Raw genomic sequence first — 20,755 nt, 5'->3', positions numbered from 1 at the left:
TGACCGAGCTCGACGCCCTCGGCAACCTGTCGAGCTACCAGTACGACAGCCGCGGCCGGATGACCCGGGAAACCAACGCCCTCGGCCAGGTCTCGACCTCGACCTACAACAGCAACGGCGACCGCCTGACGGAGACGCGCACCCGAACGCTCGGCGACGGCACCACGGCGACGGAGATCACCCGCTTCACCTACGACAGCGCCAATCGCCCGATCACGACGACCGCACCCGACGGCAGCATCACCCGCACGGAGTACGACGCGCTCGGCAACGTGAAGGCGACGGTCGACGCCCTCGGAAGAAGAACGGAGTTCACCTACGACGAGCTCGGGCGGCAGACGCGAACCGACCACCCGGACGGCACCTTCGACCTCACCGGCTACGACGCCGAAAACCGCCGCACTAGCTCGACGGACCGTGCGAACCGCACGACCACCTACGAGTACGACCCGGGAGGAAGGCTGCGGAAGACCTTTCTCTCCGACAGCCCGACCGTGCCGGTCAGCGAGCAGATCTACGACGACGCCGGAAGGCTCTCGCAGTCGATCGACGCCCGCGGCCACGCCACGACCTTCGGCTACGACGACAGCGGCCGCCGGACGACGATCACCGACGCCCTGAATCAGATTACCTTTACCGCCTACGACCCGGCCGGCAACCAGGTGGCGCTGACCGACCCGCGCGGCAACACGACCGCCTTCGTCTACGACGCTGGCAATCGCCTGACCCGGACGATCGCGCCGGACGCTTCCTTCCGGACCACCGGCTACGACGCCCTGGGCAGAAGAACCTCGGAAACGGACGAGTCCGGAAAGGTCACCCAGTTCGGCTACGACGCGCTCGGCAGACTGACGACCGTCACCGACGCCTTGAACCAAGTCACCACCTACGCCTACGACGAAGCCGGCAACCGCATCTCGCAGACAGACGCCAACGGCCACGTCACGAGGTTCGAATTCGACAGCGTCGGAAGACAGACGAAGCGCATCCTCCCCGACGGGGCTCTGGAGCGCTTCGCCTACGACGCCGTCGGCAACCGCACCTCACGCACCGACTTCCTTGGCCGGACGACGCTCTACGACTACGACCTCCAGAGCCGCCTGCTGCGCCGGATCTATCCCGGCAACGTCCAGGTGAGCTTCACCTACACAGCAACCGGGAGGCGCCTGACCGCAACGGACGCGCGTGGAACAACGACCTATGGCTACGACACCCGCGACCGCGTGACCAGCCTGACCTATCCCGACGGCCGGAGTCTCGAATACGCCTACGACGCAGTGGGCAATCGCACCGCCCTCACGGCCAACGTCGCCGGCCAGACCCTGACGACCAGCTACACCTACGACGACCTGAACCGACTCGACACCGTGACCGACCCGATCGGCGGCGTCTACGACCACAACTACGACGCCAACGGCAACCGCGAAAGCCTCCTCTTCCCCAACGGCGTGGCAACGACCTACGCCTACAACGCCAAGAACCAGCTGCTCAACATCTCGACCGTCAACAACGCCGGCACGACGCTCGTGAGCTTCGCCTACACGCTAGCCCCGACCGGCAACCGAACCAAGATCGTCGAGCACGACGGCATCACCCGCAACTACGCCTACGACAACCTCTACCGCCTGACCGACGAGCACGTGCGTCAGGGCACCGCGCCAGACGCGCCGACAGCGTGGCGAAACCAGTTCGCCTACGACCCCGTCGGCAACCGCCTCGAACAGCTCCGCCAGACCGAGAACGGCACCCCGCAGCCGGTGGTCTACACCTACGACGAACGCGACCGCCTGCTGACCGAGAACGGGATTTCGGGGCCCGTCACCTACGGCTGGGATGCGAATGGGAATCAGACCGCGAAGAGCGGGGCGGACGGGGCGACGTACACCTGGAATATCGAGAATCGGTTGGTGAGGGTGGAGCTGGTGGGCGGGACGATCGTCGAGCACGACTACGACGTCGACGGAACGCGAATTCGAACGCGAACCAATTCGTTGATTGGTCCCCCCGCGCAGGAAGAATACCTTGTTGACCCATGGCACCACACGAGCTGGAATGGAGGTTTGAGGCTCAGTCAAGTCATTGCGGAGGCAGTTGAGACTGGCGAGTTCACCGCCTTTCACGTTAGAGGTGACGATCTTCTAGCGACGCTGAGGCCTGCAATCGGCGACGCTGCCAGGCTGGTCCCGCGCCACTTCCACGCGGAAGGTATCGGGACCGTACGCGCAGTCAGCGACGAGTCAGGAGCCGGGGTCGATCGCTATTCCTTCGAAGCGTTCGGAGCTCTCGCTGCGCAGAGCAGTGACGACTCGAATGCCTACCTCTTCGCAGGAGAGGCGCGAGACAGAACTTCGGGTCTGGATTACTTTCGCTCGCGATGGCTGGACCCCCAAACAGCCAGGTTCGAGGGAGCAGACACGTTCTTCGGCCACTTGATGAGACCGACCAGCCTCCACAAGTACAAGTACTCTCTGAACAACCCTGTAGACTACGCCGACCCGTCCGGATTGGACAGCTATGCGACCCTGGCAGTTTCATTGGCGGTTGCTTCTACCATTGTCCTCAGTTCGCTGGTCACCCTTGGTTTTTTTCAGGCAACAGGGCTCGCAGAGCAGGCTGATGGAGTTCTCGCATCGCTTCGCGTCAACGGGTCCGCTATTGGGGGGACGCTTGGGGGTGGTCTAGACATCTACTTGGATGCGCGGACCGAAAGGGTTTCGGTCGCTCTGGCGGCGGAAGCTGGCCTCAACCCGGTGAGCATCTTTGTGCCACAACGCGGCTTCGGCGGATCAGTTACAGCTGGATTCGCTTATGGTGTCAGTGATCCTCAGGAGCTTGCTGGTAGAGCGGTCATGGCCGCCTGGCCGCTTTCCGTGATTCACTTGCTTCCCAGGTCGCTAGTGAGAGGGAACAAGGCCTGGGGAATGCTGTCGCAGCTGGCGAAGAATGCCAAGAGCCGACACGGCTACTCGGTCACCTTGGGCCTTTCCACATCCGGCCCAGCGTACTTTCAAGTGGGCCCGAGGAGCAACTACTTCGCGTCGCTGGTTGGATTTACAGATGACTTCCACGACATTGGCACGATCCCGGAGCCAGTTCGATCAGCGTTGCCTTTCTATCTGGACTTCGCATCGCTGCTCGTGCCCATCGCCCGTGCGCCAGAGGCAGCGGCACAGAATGCTCAGCGGTTCTTTGACTCAGTTCGAGGAGCGCAACCATGAAGCGCCACGGACCTGAAAGGGCCTCCAAACGGGCCTCGGCACTCTGGGCTCCTGTGCTTGTTGCAATCGCGGCGCTTGCGGCAACTCTCGTGATGAGGCGCCAAGGTTGGGAAGGAGGGGCTCGAGCCAGCTCGATTCTCCTGATCCTCGCATCAGGTGTCGCGATTCTCGCTTTCACTCCAGGATTCCTAATCGAAGGTTTGGCCTCCTTGAGAGCGTCGAGCCGCCGACGGCGGCCCGTGGTCGCGATCTTGACCTTCGCGGGCTATTCTGCGGCTTGGCTGATCTACTTCTCGATAGCGTTGCTCTTGCTTGGCGTCGTCTTCGGTTGGCTCGTGCAGGCGTTTCTCGAGAAGTAGCGGTGTCCCGTCCGCGCGTCCGGCGGACCCGGAGGAGTCGCCCGGGGCGATGAAATCGAGCCCGCTACCTGCGAGGAGAGGGCCTCGAGGGCGAGAATCAGGCAGTTTGCTTCGTTGAATCGCCTCCAATCGTGACTGAATCGAGCTCAGTTGAAGGAGCCGGCGCACTTCCCCTGCGGACACTCGCGAAAGTGCCCTTCAAGCGTTCCGCGGAGCGGCAGCTACGTCGGAAAGTGAAAGCCAGAGAGCCGTCCGTTCCAGAACGAGAGATAGAGAGGCTTGCCGCGACCCGAAGGCTTCCTTCCCGTCCAGGTCGCGGCCGGAGTCAAGCCGCCGAGGTGCTGATGCGGGCGCAAATGGTTGTACCAGGCGCGGACGGTGGCGAGATCGTCGTCGAGGTCGTCGGGCGCGCCAGCGTCTTCGAACCAATCGAGGATCTTCTCCTTGAGCGTGAGGAAGAGGCGCTCGATACGCCCGTTCTGCCAAGGGCAGTGCGGGGCGGTACGTTGATGGCGAATTCCCAACAGCCAAAGGCTGAATCGGAAGAGGCGTGAAGTGAAGATCGGCTCGTTGTCGGTGCGCAGCATCACGGGCTTGCCGAAGCGCTCGATTGCGTCGAGCAGGTAACGAAGTATTCCGATCGCAGAACGATCGCGCAGAGCGGTGAGGGAGAGGCAGAGGCGGCTTCCGTGGTCCAGGAGGCCAAAGACGGGACGCGGTCCTTCCGGGCCCGGGAGGAAGGTGAGATCGAGAGCCCAGAGGAGGTTCTTGGGCACCCTCCGTGGCTTGCGATGCTTGAGCGTCTGGCGCAGCCGAAGAATCTCTTCCTGATGCGTCTTGACGAGCTCGGCGACGAAGGTCTTGCCGACAGTCTCCCCGCGGTGGGCGTGGAGGAAGTTGAAGGTGTCGGCAACCTTGCGTGAGCCTTCGGGCATCAGGGCCTCTAGCCGGAGCACTTCTTTGCGGACCCATTCGGGCTTCGCGCGTTGGAAGCCGTGGTCCTTCGCTGGGAGCGTCTCGAACTTTCGGCGCTTCGCCCTCGGGCGGCCGGAGTCAGCATGCGCGCTCAGGACCCCGAGCCATGCGAGAAGGGCGCCGACAGCGACAATCATGAGGAAGATCACGTGAAGGCTCCGAGGGCCGAGGAATCGGCCGGGAGAGCCGGAAGCCGCGACGAGGAAAGACGGGATTCTAGCGAGAGCGGATGGCTGCGATCCCTGGTCGGAGGCGTGCACCGGACAGGAAATTCGTTCGCTATGCTCCCGTCTTCCCGATGATCGCCTCACGATTCAGGAAGCTGCAGCAGACGCCCGCCCGCCTCCTCCTCACCCTCGCCTTCCTGCCCACCGGTCCGGTCATGGGGATGGGGGCGGTGGCCCCCGAGGACCTCGGCCTGCGAGTCACCGAGGCCGCCCCGAAACTGGGCGCGCACATCCGGCTGGCGAGGCGGACGACGAGTCTCGATTTGGCGCGGCAAGCCGCGCGGGGGGCGTGGTTCGGCATTTCCGAGAAGGTCGACGGCGTTGTCCTGCCAGCGAAAATCTTCGGTAAAGGAAAGAAGCTGCAGGAGCGGCGCGTTCGCTTCGCACTCGAGGCGCTGAATCGAACGCATTCCTTTACCAGCAGCCTTTTCTCTGGTGCGTCACCAGCGCTTCTCGCAGTCACGGGCGATCCGCAGTCGGCCCCCCGCGCCGAAGGCGCAACGGGCGCCGGCCCGGCGCCGCTGACCGATCTGCCGCCGGGGGAGATCCCGCCGCCGCCGACGCCGCCGGACGCGAATCCCGCTTCGCTCCCCGCTGGAGCAGCTCCGCAGGTTGCGCCTCGCGCTCCGCGCTCCGGCGCGGGGGCGGGGTCCGTGCAGCCGATGGTCGCCGTTCCGGTGGTACCGGCCTTCAACCTACTGTCGATCAGCTGGCAGCCGAACGACCCCTCCCCCGGCGCGGTGTTCCTGCCGATCGCGAGCGCGGTGCGGCGGGTCTTCGCCTTCGACGCCTGCGACACCGCCGACCCGTGGAAGGTCTGGGATCCGGCGAGCCCGGGGACGTCGGACCTGACGGCAATCACGCCGGCGAAAGGCTTCTGGCTGGAAGGGCAGGGGAGCGCGACGCTGCCCGAGGGCGGCCCGGAGCCGACGACGACGTCGATCCCGCTCTGCCTCGGCTGGAACCTGATCGGCTATCCGGCCGGCTCGGCGCGGCCGGTGGCGACGGCGCTCGCTTCGATCGCCGGCCAGTACATCCGCCTCTTCGGCTTCGATCCGACCGACAGCGCCGACCCGTGGGAGGTCTACGACGTCGCGGTGCCGGTCTGGGCCAACGACATGACGGAGCTCCGTCCCGGGCGCGGCTACTGGATCTACATCACCGAGGCGACGACGCTCACGATCTCGAACGAAGAGGAGCTCCCCGACGTCGCCATCCTCTCGCCCGCCGACCTCGCCGAGGTCACCGGCCCGACGCCGATCGTCGGCACGGTGCGCTCGCCGGAGCTCCAGAGCTGGACGCTCGCCTACCGGGCGGTGGGGGATTCCGACTGGATCGAGCTCGGCACGGGCACGACGCCGCTCGAGGCGCAGACCCTCGGCACGCTCGATCCGACGCTGCTCGAGAACGGCCTCTACGAAGTCCGCCTGCGCGCCATCGACACCGCGCTCAACTTCGTCGAACAGACGATCTCCCTCAACGTCGAAGGGCAGCGGAAGATCGGCCACTTCGCGCTCGCCTTCGTCGATCTCGAAGTGCCGCTCTCGGGGATCCCGATCCAGGTGATCCGCGGCTACGACAGCCGGCGAGGGCACCGCAAAGGCGACTTCGGGCAGGGCTGGGAGCTCGAGGTGAAGGCCGGCTCGTACCGCACGAATCGGCCCACAGGTGATGGCTGGAACATCGCCGCGGGCTTCCTCCCGTGCGACACCGCGCAGGAGAGAAAGTCGCACATCTCGACGGTGAAGCTCTCGGACCGCGAGGTCTACCGTTTCCGGCCGGTGCTGACGCAGCTCGCGCCGGGGGTCGGCGGCTGTTACGGCATCGCCGGCTTCGCGTACGTCGACGGCCCGGTGCCGGGCGCGACGCTGCAGGCGATGGCCGGCACCAACATCTTCTGGGCGACCGGCAGCAGCCAGCTCCTGTCGACCGAAGGTGGCCTCTACGACCCGCCGCAGGTGCGGCTGACCACCCGTGACGGAAGAGCGTTCGAGGTCAACCGCACCACCGGCGTGACGAAGATCGCCGACCCGAACGGCAACGCGGCGACCTTCAGCGCCGGCGGCATCAGCCACACGAGCGGCGCCAGCATCACCTTCGAGCGCGACGGCCAGAACCGCATCACCCGCATCGTGGACCCCGAGGGCGCCGACCTCGTCTACGCCTACGACGCTGCCGGCGACCTGACGAGCTTCACCGACCGAACGGAAGCCGAAACCACCTACACCTACTCGGGCAATCACTATCTCGAGGAGATCCACGATCCGCTGGGCAGGACGCCGATCCGCAACGAGTACGGCCCGGACGGCCGCCTGACGAAGCACGTGGACGCTTTCGGCCACGAGATCCTCTACGACCACCAGCTCGCCGCCAACCGCGAGATCGTCACCAACCGTCTGGGCGCCTCCCGCCAGCTCGACTACGACGCGCGCGGCAACGTCACCCACGAAGTGGACGAGTCGGGGGTCGAGACGACCCGGACCTTCGACGGCAACGATCAGCTTCTCACCGAGACCGACGAGCTCGGCAACACCACGACCTACGTCTACGACGCGAACCGCAACCTCACCTCGACCACCGACGCGCTCGGCCACATCACGCGCTTCACCTACGACGGCAAGGGCAACGCCCTGACGACCACCGACCCGCGTGGCGGCGTGACGACGAACCTCTACGACGCCAAGTCGAACCTCACCCGCACCACCGACGCCACCGGTGCAGTCACGAACTTCACCTACAACACCAAAGGCGAGCTCCTGACCGAGCTCGACGCCCTCGGCAACCTGTCGAGCTACCAGTACGACAGCCGCGGCCGGATGACGCGCGAAACCAACGCCCTCGGCCAGATCTCGACCTCGACCTACAACAGCAACGGCGACCGCCTGACCGAAACCCGAACAAGAACGCTCGGCGACGGCACCACGGCGACGGAGATCACCCGCTTCACCTACGACAGCGCCAATCGCCCGATCACGACGACCGCGCCGGACGGCAGCATCACCAGAACGGAGTACGACGCCCTCGGCAACGTGAAGGCGACCGTCGACGCTCTCGGTAGAAGAACGGAATTCTCCTACGACGAGCTCGGAAGACAAACACGAACCGACCACCCGGACGGCACCTTCGACCTGACCGGCTACGACGCCGAGAACCGCAGAATCAGCTCGACCGACCGCGGCAATCGAACGACGACGTACGAGTACGACCCAGCGGGAAGGCTGCGGAAGACCTTCCTCCCGAACGACGGCACGCCGGTGGTCCTCGAGCAGATCTACGACGACGCCGGCCGCCTGCACCAATCGATCGACGCCCGCGGCAACGCGACGACCTTCGGCTACGACGACAGCGGCCGCCGAACGACGATCACCGACGCCCTGAATCAGGTCACCCTGACCGCCTACGACGCGGCCGGCAACCAGGTCGCACTGACCGACCCGCGCGGCAACACGACCGCCTTCGTCTACGACTCGAGCAACCGCCTGACCCGGACGATCGCGCCCGACGCCACCTTCCGAACAACCGGCTACGACGCGTTGGGCAGAAGGATCTCGGAAACCGACGAGTCGGGAAAGATCACCCAATTCGGCTACGACGCCCTGGGAAGGCTCGTCTCAGTGACGGACGCCCTCAACCAGGTCACCACCTACGCCTACGACGAGGCCGGAAACCGCGTCTCGCAGGCGGACGCGAACGGGCACGTCACCCGGTTCGAGTTCGACAGCGTCGGCAGACAGACGAAGCGCATCCTCCCCGACGGCGCCACCGAGCGCTTCACCTACGACGCGGCCGGCAACCGCTCCTCGAGAACCGACTTCCTGGGGCGCACGACGCTCTACGACTACGACCTCCAGAGCCGCCTGCTACGCCGCACCTACCCCGGCAACGTCCAGGTGAGCTTCACCTACACACCGACGGGAAGGCGCTTGACGGCAACGGACGCCCGAGGTGTCACGACCTACGGCTACGACACCCGCGACCGGGTGACCAGCCTGACCTATCCCGACGGCCGCTCGCTGGAATACGGCTACGACGCCGTAGGCAACCGCACGGAGCTGACCGCCAACGTCGCCGGCCAAACGCTCACGACCAGCTACACCTACGACGACCTCAACCGCCTCGACACGGTGACCGACCCGATCGGCGGCGTCTACGACCACAACTACGACGCCAACGGCAACCGCGAAAGCCTCCTCTTCCCCAACGGCGTCGCGACGACCTACAGCTACAACGCAAAGAACCAGCTGCTGAACATCTCGACGGTCAACAACGCCGGCACGACCCTGGTGAGCTTCGCCTACACGCTGGCACCGACCGGGAACCGCACGAGGATCGTCGAGCACGACGGCGTGACCAGAAACTACGCCTACGACAACCTCTACCGCCTGACCGATGAGCATGTGAAGCAGGGCTCCGCCCCCGACGCCCCGACCGCCTGGCGAAACCAGTTCGCCTACGACCCCGTCGGCAACCGCCTCGAACAGCTCCGCCAGACCGAGAACGGCACCCCGCAACCGGTGATCTACACCTACGACGAACGCGACCGCCTGCTCACCGAGAACGGGATCGCTGGCCCCGTCACCTACGGCTGGGATGCGAACGGGAATCGGACGGCGAAGAGCGGCACCGATGGGGCGACGTACGTCTGGGATATCGAGAATCGGTTGACTAGAGTCGTGCTCGCGAATGGAACCTTCGTCGAGCACACCTACGATGTCGATGGCGTCAGAGTCCGCATGAGAGCTGCACCGACGGAGGGTCCATCGTCGACACTCGAGTATCTGGTCGATGCTTCTGGAAGCCTGAGTCAAGTGGTCGGTGAAAGCAGCGGGGTCGACACGCTCGTCGCCTATCACGTCCGCGGCTATGACCTGGTCGCTACGCTCCGGACTGCAGTCGGTAGCCCGACAGAGCTGGCTCCAAGGTATTTCCATTCGGAAGAACTAGGCTCAACCCGAGCGCTGACGGACGGTCAAGGAAATGCCACCGACGAGTTTTCACTCGAGGCCTACGGAACCTTGGTTGAGCATCAAGGTGACGATGAAACCTGCTATCTGTTTTCGGGCGAGCGGCTCGATCGAATTTCAGGCCTATACGACAATCGGGCGAGGTGGCTGGATTCGAGAGTTGGAGGATTCGTAAGTCAGGACGAGTATCCATATTCAATCTCTTCGCCATCGAGTCTGCACCGGTATTCCTATGTCGGGGGCAGGCCAACCAATTCAGTTGATCCGACGGGGAACTTCGAAATATCTCTGAGTCTTAGCTTTGCGGCTCTTTCTACGCTTGGGACCCTCTCGCTCTCGTTCGGCGGGTCAGTTGGGGGAATCCTAGGTCGCGTTCTCGCTCTGACTCTTGCGCCGGTTCAGGTGCAAGACATGTCTTGGGATGGCACAACGCCAGAGCAGATCGGCCTCCCTTTCCCCGGCTGGGCCGACGAGGAGATCACGTACCAGATCAGTGTGGCCAGAAGCTCATGGGCGAAGCATGGAGTGCTGATCACTGCGCTTCCTACTCGAGGGCCAGTTCGAGTCGTTGAGAGCACATTCAGATCTAATGCGGAGGTTGAAAGCGTGCTTGCGAGGCCAGAAGTGGGCCTTAGTCGCCGTTCATTGGCCACAATTCCAGTTGTATTCATTCGCTCCCGTGGTGGACACGGTACGAGAGGCGGAGCCAATACCGCCGATCCAAGTGAGCCCGCTTGGATTTTGATGACCAGACTAGCTAACGAGCGCACCCTTACGCACGAAATCGGTCATGTCTTAGGTCTTCATCACGTAGCGAGCCCGTGGTCCCTAATGTTCCAGTGGGATGTGGGTGGCACGTCACTCTCTGAAGGTGAGATTCAGCGTGCAAAGTCAGGTCTGCGAACGCGGCACGGAGGCTGACGATGAGGTTCCTGTCAAAGTGGGTGCTGGCGACGTTCAGCTTCATACTGCTGGGAGCTGTTTTCTCCGCCTTGGTCTACCTCGTCACCGGACTACCGGTACTTAGTGGCGATGATGTCTTTGATGACGGGCCACTCCTGGGCGCAGAATTGGACCCCACCGCCGGTCATGCGGCCAGCGCTGCACTTGATTTCGCTGTCGTCAGGTCTCCCGAGGCGCTGTTGTTTGGCTTGGCGTGGGCTTTCTGCTCGAAGCAAAAGCTGGCGGTGCTTGTTGCAGGCGCGGTCGCCTTGCCGCTTGCGTTCGAAGTGCTGTTCGGGCTGTTTCCATTGTCGGCTTCGTGGGTTGGGGATCTGGCTGTGTCCATCTACTACTACCGCCAGCCTCCGGAATACGTTCTCCCCTTGAGGTACACAGCTCGAGTGGCGCTGTCATTTCTTGGCCCTCCACTACTCGCAAGCCTCCTTTCTCTGGTGCTACTTTCCCGCATCGAAAGGCGCGTCCCGTACGTAGGAGGAAAGGCGACTGGGTGACCAACAAGGCTCGCCATCGCAAGGTGTCCCGTCCGCACGTCCGGCGGACCAGAAGGGTCGGCGGACGTGGGGAAATCGAGCTCGACGCCCGCGTGGAACGGGACTCGAGGGCCAGAATCGCGCGGCTCTCTTCGTTGAATCACCTCCGATTACGATTGAAATTCGCTCTTCCGATCGAGCCGGCACGCCTCTCCTGCGGACACTCGCGAAAGTGCCCCTCCCGGTCCCCATGGCACGGCGGTGTCCCGTCCGCACGTTCGGCGGACTAGGAGGGTCGGCGGGCGTGCTGAAAGCGAGCTCGATAGCCGCGTGGAACGGGACTCGAGGACGGGAATCAGAAGGTTTGCTTCGCTGAATCACCTCCAATCAGGACTGTGCCGGCTCCTTTGAATGAGCTGGCACACTTCCCCTGGGGGCGAGATTCTCGTTCGCTATGCTCTTCTTCTAGTTGATGAACGTCGGAGTCGTCATCTTGCGCTGGACCGCTTGTAGCTCGAGGGAACCGCGATGAGCGGGCCCTTCCACTTTCTAGCGCTGCGCCAGACGACGGCCCGCCTCCTCCTCACCCTCGCCCTCCTGCCCACCGGTCCGGTGATGGGGATGGGTGTGGTCGCCCCCGAGGATCTCGGCCTGCGAGTCACCGAGGCGGCCCCGAAGCTGGGGTCGCATATCTCGCTGGCGAAGCGGACGACCAGCCTCGAGTTGACACAGCAGTTTGCGCGGCAAGCCGCGCGGGGGGCGTGGCTCGGCGTCTCCGCGAAGATCGACGGTGTTGTCCTGCCAGCGAAAATCTTCGGTAAAGGAAAAGACCTGCAGGAGCGGGCCGTCCGCGTCGCTCTCGAGTCCCTGAACCGGGGTACTTCCTTTACCAGCAGCTTTTTCTCTGCCGACTCCTCCGAGTCCACCGCATCGACCGCCCGTGCGACCCTGCTGGGAGCCACTGGCGCTCCGTCCGCCGCCCCCCGCGCCGAAGGCGCAACGGGCGCCGGCCAGGCGCCCTTGACCGATCTGCCCCCGGGCGCGATCCCGCCGCCGCCGACGCCGCCGGACGCGAATCCGACTTCGCTCCCTTCAGCGGGAACTCCTCCTTCAGCTGGCGCCGCATCTCCCGGCGCCGCCTCCGCATCGCCGATGGCGCCGATAGCTTTAGGTGCTCCGCGCTCCGGCGCGGGGGCGGGGTCCGTGCAGCCGATGGCCGCCGTGCCGGTGGTGCCGGCGTTCAATCTGCTGTCGATCAGTTGGCAGCCCAACGATCCGTCTCCCGGGGCGGTCTTCCTGCCGATCCAGAGCGCGGTGCGGCGGGTCTTCGCCTTCGACGCCTGCGACACCGCCGATCCGTGGAAGGTCTGGGATCCGGCGAGCCCGGGGACTTCGGACTTGACGGCGATCACGCCGGCGAAAGGCTTCTGGCTGGAAGGGCAGGGGAGCGCGACCTTGCCCGAGGGCGGCCCGGAGCCGACGACGACGTCGATTCCGCTCTGCCTCGGCTGGAACCTCATCGGCTATCCCGCCGGCTCGGCGCGGCCGGTGGCGACAGCGCTGGCTTCGATCGCCGGCAAGTACATCCGCCTCTTCGGCTTCGACCCGACCGACAGCGCCGATCCGTGGGAGGTCTACGACGTCGCGGTGCCGGCCTGGGCGAACGACATGACCGAGCTCCGCCCCGGGCGCGGCTACTGGATCTACGTCACCGAGGCGACGACGCTCACGATCTCGAACGAGGAAGAGCTCCCGGACGTCGCGATCCTCTCGCCCGCCGACCTCGCCGAGGTCACCGGCCCGACAGCGATCGTCGGCACGGTGCGCTCGCCGGAGCTCCAGAGCTGGACGCTCGCCGTCCGCGCGGTGGGCGATTCCGACTGGATCGCGCTCGGCACCGGCACGACGCCGGTCGAGGCGCAGACGCTCGGCACGCTCGACCCGACGCTGCTCGAGAACGGGCTCTACGAGGTGAGGCTCCGCGCGGTAGACACCGCGCTCAACTACGTCGAAGAGATCATCGCCCTCAACATCGAAGGCCAGCGGAAGATCGGCCACTTCGCGCTCGCCTTCGTGGATCTTGAGGTGCCGCTCTCGGGTCTCCCGATCCAGGTGATCCGCGGCTACGACAGCCGGCGGGTGCACCGCAAGGGCGACTTCGGCCAGGGCTGGGAGCTCGAGGTGAAGGCCGGCTCGTACCGCACCAACCGCCCGACCGGCGACGGCTGGAACATCGCGCAGGGCTTCCTGCCGTGCGACACCGCGCAGGAGCGCAAGTCGCACATCTCGACGGTGAAGCTCTCCGACCGCGAGGTCTACCGCTTCCGGCCGGTGCTGACGCAGCTCGCGCCGGGGGTCGGCGGCTGCTACGGCGTCGCCGCCTTCGCCTTCGTGGACGGCCCGGTGCCGGGCGCGACGCTGCAGACGATGGGCGGCACCAACATCTTCTGGGCGACCGGCAGCAGCCAGCTGCTCTCGACCGAAGGCGGCCTCTACGACCCGCCGCAGGTGCGGCTCACGACCCGCGACGGAAGGGCGTTCGAGTTGAACCGCACGACCGGCGTGACGAAGATCGCCGATCCGAACGGCAACGCCGCGACTCTCACCGCCGGCGGCATCAGCCACACGAGCGGTAGCAGCATCACTTTCGAGCGCGACGGGCAGAATCGCATCACTCGGATCGTCGACCCCGAAGGCGCCGACCTCGTCTACGCCTACGACGTCGCGGGCGACCTGACGAGCTTCACCGACCGCACGGAGGCCGAAACCACCTACACCTACACGGGAGAGCACTACCTCGAGGAGATCCACGATCCCCTCGGAAGAACCCCGATCCGCAACGAGTACGGCCCGGACGGCCGCCTGACGAAGCACGTGGACGCCTTCGGCCACGAGATCCTCTACGACCATCAGCTCGCCGCGAACCGCGAGATCGTCACCAATCGGCTCGGCGCCTCCCGCCAGCTCGACTACGACGCCCGCGGCAACGTCACGCACGAGGTGGACGAGTCGGGCGTCGAAACGACCCGGACCTTCGACAGCAACGACCAGCTCCTCACCGAAACCGACGAGCTCGGCAACACCACGATCTACGTCTACGACGCCCAGCGCAACCTCACTTCGACGACCGATCCGCTCGGGAATGTCACCCGCTTCACCTACGACGCCAAGGGCAACGCCCTGACGACCACCGACCCGCGCGGCGGGGTGACCACCAACCTCTACGACGCCAAGTCGAACCTGACCCGCACCACCGACGCCACCGGCGCGGTGACGAACTTCACCTACAACAGCAAAGGCGAGCTCCTGACCGAGCTCGACGCTCTCGGCAACCTGTCGAGCTACCAGTACGACAGCCGCGGCCGGATGACCCGCGAGACGAACGCCCTCGCCCAGGTGACGACCTCGACCTACAACAGCAACGGCGACCGCCTGACCGAGACGCGCACGAGAACGCTCGGCGACGGCACCACGGCGACGGAGATCACCCGCTTCACCTACGACAGCGCGAACCGCCCGATCACGACGACGGCGCCGGACGGCAGCATCACGCGGACGGAGTACGACGCCCTCGGAAATGTGAAGGCGACCGTCGACGCTCTCGGAAGAAGAACGGAATTCACCTACGACGAGCTCGGCCGACAGACGCGGACCGACCACCCCGACGGCACCTTCGACCTCACCGGCTACGACGCCGAGAATCGCAGAATCAGCTCGACCGACCGTGCGAACCGCACGACGACGTACGAGTACGACCCGGCGGGACGACTTCGAAAGACATTTCTCTCCGACAGCCCGACCGTGCCCATCAGCGAGCAGGTCTACGACGAAGTCGGAAGGCTCGATCAGTCGATCGACGCCCGCGGCCACGCCACGACCTTCGGCTATGACGACAGCGGCCGCCGGACGACGATCACCGACGCCCTGAATCAGGTCACCCTGACCGCCTACGACGCAGCCGGCAACCAGGTGGCGCTCACGGATCCGCGCGGTAACACGACAGCTTTCGTCTACGACGCCGGCAACCGCCTGACCCGGACGATCGCTCCGGACGCCACCTTCCGGACAACGGGCTATGACGCGCTGGGCAGAAGAACCTCGGAAACGGATGAATCCGGAAGGGTCACCCAATTCGGCTACGACGCCCTGGGAAGGCTGACGACGGTCACCGATGCGCTGAACCAGATCACCACCTACGCCTACGACGAAGCCGGCAACCGCATCTCGCAGATCGACGCCAACGGCCACGTCACGAGATTCGAGTTCGACAGCGTGGGCAGACAGACGAAGCGCATCCTCCCCGACGGCGCCAGCGAGCGCTTCACCTACGACGCGGTGGGGAACAGGTCTTCGAGAACCGACTTCCTGGGCCGCACGACGCTCTACGACTACGACCTCCAGAGCCGCCTGCTGCGCCGCACCTATCCCGGCAACGTCCAAGTGAGCTTCACCTACACCCCGACCGGAAGGCGCCTGACCGCAACCGACGCGCGTGGAACGACCACCTACGGCTACGATACCCGCGACCGCGTGACCAGCCTGACCTATCCCGACGGCAGGAGTCTCGAGTACGCCTACGACGCAGTCGGCAACCGCACCGCCCTGACCGCCAACGTCGCCGGCCAGACCCTGACGACCAGCTACACCTGCGACGACCTCAACCGCCTCGACACCGTCACCGACCCGATCGGCGGCGTCTACGATCACAACTACGATGCCAACGGCAACCGCGAGAGCCTGCTCTTCCCCAACGGCGTCGCGACGACCTACGCCTACAACGCGAAGAACCAGCTGCTGAACATCTCGACGGTCAACAACGCCGGCACGACGCTGGTGAGCTTCGCCTACACGCTAATGCCCACCGGCAACCGCACGAAGATCGTCGAGCACGACGGCGTGACGAGAAACTACGCCTACGACAGCCTCTACCGCCTGACCGACGAGCACGTGAAGCAGGGCACCGCGCCGGACGCGCCGACGGCGTGGCGGAATCAGTTCGCGTACGACGCTGTCGGCAACCGCCTCGAACAGCTCCGCCAGACCGAGAACGGCACCCCGCAGCCGGTGATCTACACCTACGACGAACGCGACCGCCTGCTCACCGAGAACGGGATCGCAGGGCCGGTCACGTTCGGGTGGGATGCCAACGGCAATCAGACCGCGAAGAGCGGGGCGGACGGCGCGACGTACGTGTGGGATATCGAGAATCGGCTGGTCAGCGTGGAGTTGGTGGACGGGACCGTCGTCGAGCACTCCTACGACGCCGACGGCACCCGGGTCCGCACGAGAACGATGCCGTCAGTTGGATCGCCGGCGACGGTCGACTACTTGGTCGATCCCTGGCACCAGACCAGCGCCAGAGGCGCTCTCGTCCTCAGTCAGGTCGTTGCCGAATCGGATGAAGTCAACGCCCTCGCCGATTACCACGCCCGTGGCGATGATCTGCTCGCTACGTTGAGGCCCGAGGGTGCGAACGCCGCGAACTTCATTGCGAGGTACTTCCACGCCGAAGGTATTGGAACCAGCCGCGCACTTACTGATGCTGCGAGTAGCGTTACTGACCGCTATGCGTTCGAGGCCTTCGGAGGGATGGTTCTGCGCGAGGGCATGTACCGGCCCCTTGCGTTGTTCGCCGGTGAGCAACTCGAGGATACCGCTGGACTTTACTATCTGAGAGCGCGGTGGATGGCGCAGGATAGTGGGAGGTTCGTATCGCGTGACCCGCTCTTCACCACTTCTGACCAGACCCAGCGGAATGCGTACAACTATTCAGACGCAGACCCTACGCTGCGCCGCGATCCGGAGGGTTTGTTCGCATCTGCATCTGAGGCACTCGTCTCGATTACAGTTTCGAGTGAGATGCGAGTCCGCTCAGCTGCAGTGGCCATTCCCGTGGCGGCCGTCGCCGCTTGCGCGCTGGTGGCAACCGCGGATTCGATCCGGGCCCTGTTCTTGTCGTTTCCGGAAAGCAATGGGCCGTCTCAAGTGTCCTTTGCGAGTCCGAGCAAGATCTGTCGTGGAAGTGTGATGCGGATTCAAGTCCAGGAAGGGAGCCTGCACACACTCGCTGAACCAATCGTTGGGCCTCCCGGGATTGGGATTAGCTCCCGGCAGGTTCGAGACAACATGATAATTCTCTTCGCAAGAGCGACGGGAGGCGAGGCGAAGTGGCTTCCGGATCGCATCCGCCCCGAGCTCCACTCTGCGATCGTCGAGATGAGTCAGCGCCTTCATCGATGGGTAGCGGCGGGGGGGACTCATGGCAGGATCGGGAACATAGAGACGGTCGAGTTTCCTCTCGATAGCCGGCGGTATCGCCTGGATCTCGAGAACCTTGCCGGGGACAACCTGAAGAGATAGGGGCCTGGAAAATGAGCGAGAGAATTCGGCGCATCCTTGAGGGCTTCTTGTCGCAGGACTTGGACGTGCAGAATCAGTCTCTCTTCGATTCTCTCGTTCTCCTTGAGATGCGCGTTTTTGGGCCGGCCATTCCGGCCAAGGAGACTGAGCACTATCGATTGCTCGCACCGGAAGTGGCGGACGCTCCTCCGCTCATGGAGGAGGAGGAAGCCGAACTGCTGCTTGGTCTGGTAGATCTGTTCCTCGCTACAAGGCGCTCCGGTCTCTTGTTCTTGATTGGAAAGGCGCGACTCGCCGCGGCTGCTCCTGCATTTGGTCGACTTCTGAACGAAGGCAGCGTTTCGCTGAGCAACGTCGAGGCGCGCGATATCTTGGTCGGCCTTAACAAGGGTACTGAGCTTGATCCGGAAGTGGCCGGGTCCCTCCGTACCCCAGGAATGAAGGCTTTCTTGAAAGGGTGGTCCGAAGCGAGCGAGCCGGACCTCGCGGGCATTGGACGCCGCCTCGATGAAAGCATTTTCGGCTCACGGCGGGACTAGCTTTGAAGGCCAGACTGAGTAGGTGCCAACCGATCTCCCGCATCGAATGACGCCTGAAGAGGTGCCAGATGAGATGAGTCGGTCGGTTCCTAACCGGAAATAGTCGGCCACAATCTCCAATTTCATTGATGTCAGGGAGTGAGGATGACTACTCCAGAGCCAAGTAGATCGGTGGATTGGTCCGAGCTGGCTGTTCGACTAGGAACAGTCCACATCGAAGGCGAGTCGGTGACTCTCTCCGAAGTGAGAAGGGCGCTGGAGATCCTCTTGGGGGAGGATGAACTCCGCGCCGCGGTGGAGCTCGCGGCCAGCGAACGTAAAGGCGCACTATTGGCAAATTGCGTTCTTCGTCTCATTCGAACAGATGTCGCGATTAGTCATTGTATTGACCTGTTTGAGAAAGCGCCTGGTAGCGAGGATAGAGAGGTCCTTATGCGCCTCATGGGCGATATCTTGAATAGGTCCGCTGCTCCACGCCTACTCTCGGTGTTCTCCGCAAGCAATGGGCAACTTCAGCTCCTGCTGCTCGATATCCTGCGCAGTGCGTTGCAGGATGGATCTGTCTTTCCGGAGGATGTGGAGGATCTATTCGTTGAAGCGAGGCGCTCAACTTCTACAAGTGTCTCTGAGCTCGCGGCGGAGATCGCTTCCAACTGGGAGGAGCTTCGCTAGGTGTCGCGTCTGCTGGAAGAGTTGCTAGCCGAGTTTCCAGGCTCTGCGTGTGAAATGCACGAAGAAGTCGTGACGAAGGAAGTCGGACGGGCGGCGATTCCAGCTGGAGAACGCGGCCATTGCACTCTTTGTTCGAGTCTCGGGATCGCGACAGGTAGCGACTTTGAGTGGCAATGTCTGATCCTCAAGGACGGGATATGCGAGACGCACTGCACGGAGGTGCAGGAGAGGACCTATCCCGACACCCGCCAGAGTGTTGGTCAGCTGATCGAGTGGAATGAGGCGCTCGATGGCTTGCTCGAAATCTGCGCTCGCTGCCCCTATCGAAATGGGGTCAGGTCCTGACGAGGTGCCAGCCGCTTTCTCGGCGCTCCGCAGCGAGGAAGATGGGTTGTTGGCGACCATTCCGTCGCCTGGTTGTAAGCAAATGTAGTTCAGCGATTTGAAGGAAGAAACGGCTGGCACCTCACCACCGTCCAGTTCTATGCGCAAAGATCTTCGAGAGCGCGTTTGCCGGGACTTTAGGGAAGGAATGGCGAAGCGGTTGCCGCACTTCACTGCTTCTGGACAGCGAGTGCCCAAAGGGGATCTCGTCTTCTCGCACACAACACCAGCGGACGTGGTGTGCGCCGAAGAGGTGCCACCCGAATTCCAAGAGCTTTCGACTCGAGTCCGAGGGAATGGCATCTCCCTCGCGTGAGCAGTGTCCTTTTCGGCGTTTCTCGCTGACTCGGATACGGTCAAGTAGGTCGTAGCGCCTGTCGGAGGGGTTGCTCAGCGCTGTGGCGCTGCTTGGCCTCTCGAGTCGAGCGCGGCATCGCCTCCGATGCGCGAGCTCCCAGCTAGAGACTGCTCTGTCCGCCAAGAGTCTTCGTGTTGTGTTCGAGCTTTCGAGGTCGCTAGCCGGTTCGGGCGGCCAGCCGAATCGGCAGCCGCGGAGGGAAGGCGCCGACGGGGAACTCGAAATCCGTCGCGCCCGCCCGAAGCCGGTTCGCGGCGTATCGATAGGCTTCGCGGAAGGCGAAGTAGGCCTTGCGGAGGCTGCGACGCACCGCTGGAGCCACGGCATGCACCAGCGGTGCTGGACCCTTCTTGATCCGGTTCGGCTCGTGATGAGGATCCTGCCGGCAGACGGCGTCGGCTCCGAGCGGCGACTCCCCGGTTTCCTCCTGCTGGAGTCGGGCGTCAGCCTCGATGGCCTCGATCATTTGCTTGACGCGAGCTCGATACTCTCCGGCGTGAGAGATTTCCAGCAAGGCAGGGGCGTGAGGTGGAGAGTTTCCTGTTCGAGGAATGACTGCGGATCGAGCGCAAGCCCCTTGCGACGGGCCCTGGATTCGAGGGTCCGGTCGTGCCAGCGGCCGGAGATGGCGGTCCCTTCGGTCAGGGCTTGGGCACAATGGACCCCGGGCCAGTCGAAGGGCGAGGCGACGAGCCCTTCCTTGACGCCTTGCGCCAGCACGTACGCCAACCGGCCCACCTGGGCCTCTTCCTCCTCGGAGACGATGACCGCCTGGAAGCGCCGGCCCCAGAACTTCTCGCGCCAGCGCACGAGGCGGCCGGCCTCGCGGGCGAGATTCGAGTTGAGGTAGTTCGTGAACGCGGCGAGCTGCTGGGCGTCGCTGACGGAGACGAGGAGGTGGTAGTGGTTGGACAGGAAAACGGGCGCGTGAACCGCAAGGCCTGCCCGGCGCGCGGCGCGGGCCAGGACGCCCCGGATGACGTCGTTCATGCCCGCCGAAGGGCGCAGGAGCAAGCGACCCTGGACCGTCCGGCAGGTGATCTCGAACAGCGCCCCTCCGGGGGGTACGTAGCGCAGTCTTCTTGCCATACAGGTGAAAGACGGAAAAACCTCCGGATATCTCGCAGGTGCGAGAAGAAAACCCGCCAATGGAAAGCGGCTGGCACCTCCACCTCAACAGCACCTCAACAGCAGCACCTCAACAGCAGAAACAGGCGCGAGGTGAAGATCGGCCCGTTGTCGGTGCGCAGCATGACGGGCTTGCCG

10 protein-coding genes are annotated in these 20,755 nt (G+C 64.2%); 7 read left to right on the top strand and 3 right to left on the bottom strand.

Annotated features, from left to right (window positions below; all coding sequences use genetic code 11):
- The coding region (locus KBI44_12935) for an RHS repeat-associated core domain-containing protein (protein ID MBP9145384.1) at positions 1 to 3,218 on the top strand (3,218 nt) is incomplete at its 5' end.
- A gap of 580 nt (positions 3,219 to 3,798) precedes the next feature.
- Here the strand turns inward: KBI44_12935 and KBI44_12930 are convergent.
- Positions 3,799 to 4,512 carry a transposase gene (locus KBI44_12930; protein ID MBP9145383.1) on the bottom strand — a complete coding sequence of 238 codons (714 nt, stop codon included), beginning with the start codon at positions 4,510 to 4,512 and terminating at the stop codon, positions 3,799 to 3,801.
- A 338-nt stretch (positions 4,513 to 4,850) separates the two neighbouring features.
- On the opposite strand from KBI44_12930, the gene KBI44_12925 reads away from it, so the two are divergent.
- The 6 genes from KBI44_12925 to KBI44_12900 all read left to right on the top strand — a co-directional run bounded on the left by KBI44_12925 (position 4,851) and on the right by KBI44_12900 (position 19,092).
- Entirely contained in the window at positions 4,851 to 10,664 is a 5,814-nt protein-coding gene (locus KBI44_12925) for a hypothetical protein (protein ID MBP9145382.1), read from the top strand.
- Positions 10,665 to 10,666: 2 nt separating this feature from the next.
- On the top strand, positions 10,667 to 11,197 hold the full coding sequence (locus KBI44_12920; protein MBP9145381.1) for a hypothetical protein: 531 nt from the start codon (positions 10,667 to 10,669) through the stop codon (positions 11,195 to 11,197).
- A 507-nt stretch (positions 11,198 to 11,704) separates the two neighbouring features.
- Positions 11,705 to 17,536, top strand: coding sequence for a hypothetical protein (locus tag KBI44_12915; protein MBP9145380.1), 5,832 nt, complete (start codon positions 11,705 to 11,707; stop codon positions 17,534 to 17,536).
- 11 nt (positions 17,537 to 17,547) lie between these two features.
- Positions 17,548 to 18,075, top strand: coding sequence for a hypothetical protein (locus KBI44_12910; GenBank protein MBP9145379.1), 528 nt, complete (start codon positions 17,548 to 17,550; stop codon positions 18,073 to 18,075).
- A 144-nt stretch (positions 18,076 to 18,219) separates the two neighbouring features.
- Positions 18,220 to 18,747, top strand: a complete 528-nt coding sequence (locus tag KBI44_12905) for a hypothetical protein (GenBank protein MBP9145378.1) — start codon at positions 18,220 to 18,222, stop codon at positions 18,745 to 18,747.
- On the top strand, positions 18,748 to 19,092 hold the full coding sequence (locus KBI44_12900) for a hypothetical protein (GenBank protein ID MBP9145377.1): 345 nt from the start codon (positions 18,748 to 18,750) through the stop codon (positions 19,090 to 19,092). It abuts the gene before it with no gap.
- Positions 19,093 to 19,646: 554 nt separating this feature from the next.
- Here KBI44_12900 and KBI44_12895 read toward each other — a convergent pair.
- Together KBI44_12895 and KBI44_12890 are read right to left on the bottom strand one after the other, a co-directional pair.
- Positions 19,647 to 19,955 (bottom strand): hypothetical protein, encoded by a 309-nt coding sequence (locus tag KBI44_12895; GenBank protein MBP9145376.1) that lies wholly within the window; start codon positions 19,953 to 19,955, stop codon positions 19,647 to 19,649.
- The gene (locus KBI44_12890) at positions 19,952 to 20,578 is read right to left on the bottom strand and encodes a transposase (protein ID MBP9145375.1); all 627 of its coding nucleotides are present in this window, start codon (positions 20,576 to 20,578) and stop codon (positions 19,952 to 19,954) included. The genes KBI44_12895 and KBI44_12890 overlap by 4 nt, the downstream gene beginning before the upstream one ends.
- Positions 20,579 to 20,755: the final 177 nt, after the last annotated feature.

It is taken from the genome of Thermoanaerobaculia bacterium (genome assembly GCA_018057705.1).
Lineage (GTDB): Bacteria > Acidobacteriota > Thermoanaerobaculia > Multivoradales > JAGPDF01 > JAGPDF01.
This window is presented reverse-complemented; position numbering and strand designations above follow the sequence as displayed.

What these genes read in the sequence shown, in the direction of transcription:
- KBI44_12910 (MBP9145379.1), top strand. Translation starts at nt 17,548, where the DNA reads ATGAGCGAGAGAATTCGGCGCATCCTTGAGGGCTTCTTGTCGCAGGAC.
- KBI44_12890 (MBP9145375.1), bottom strand. Translation starts at nt 20,578, where the DNA reads ATGGCAAGAAGACTGCGCTACGTACCCCCCGGAGGGGCGCTGTTCGAG.
- KBI44_12915 (MBP9145380.1), top strand. Translation starts at nt 11,705, where the DNA reads ATGAGCGGGCCCTTCCACTTTCTAGCGCTGCGCCAGACGACGGCCCGC.
- KBI44_12925 (MBP9145382.1), top strand. Translation starts at nt 4,851, where the DNA reads ATGATCGCCTCACGATTCAGGAAGCTGCAGCAGACGCCCGCCCGCCTC.
- KBI44_12905 (MBP9145378.1), top strand. Translation starts at nt 18,220, where the DNA reads ATGACTACTCCAGAGCCAAGTAGATCGGTGGATTGGTCCGAGCTGGCT.
- KBI44_12895 (MBP9145376.1), bottom strand. Translation starts at nt 19,955, where the DNA reads ATGATCGAGGCCATCGAGGCTGACGCCCGACTCCAGCAGGAGGAAACC.
- KBI44_12930 (MBP9145383.1), bottom strand. Translation starts at nt 4,512, where the DNA reads ATGCCCGAAGGCTCACGCAAGGTTGCCGACACCTTCAACTTCCTCCAC.
- KBI44_12920 (MBP9145381.1), top strand. Translation starts at nt 10,667, where the DNA reads ATGAGGTTCCTGTCAAAGTGGGTGCTGGCGACGTTCAGCTTCATACTG.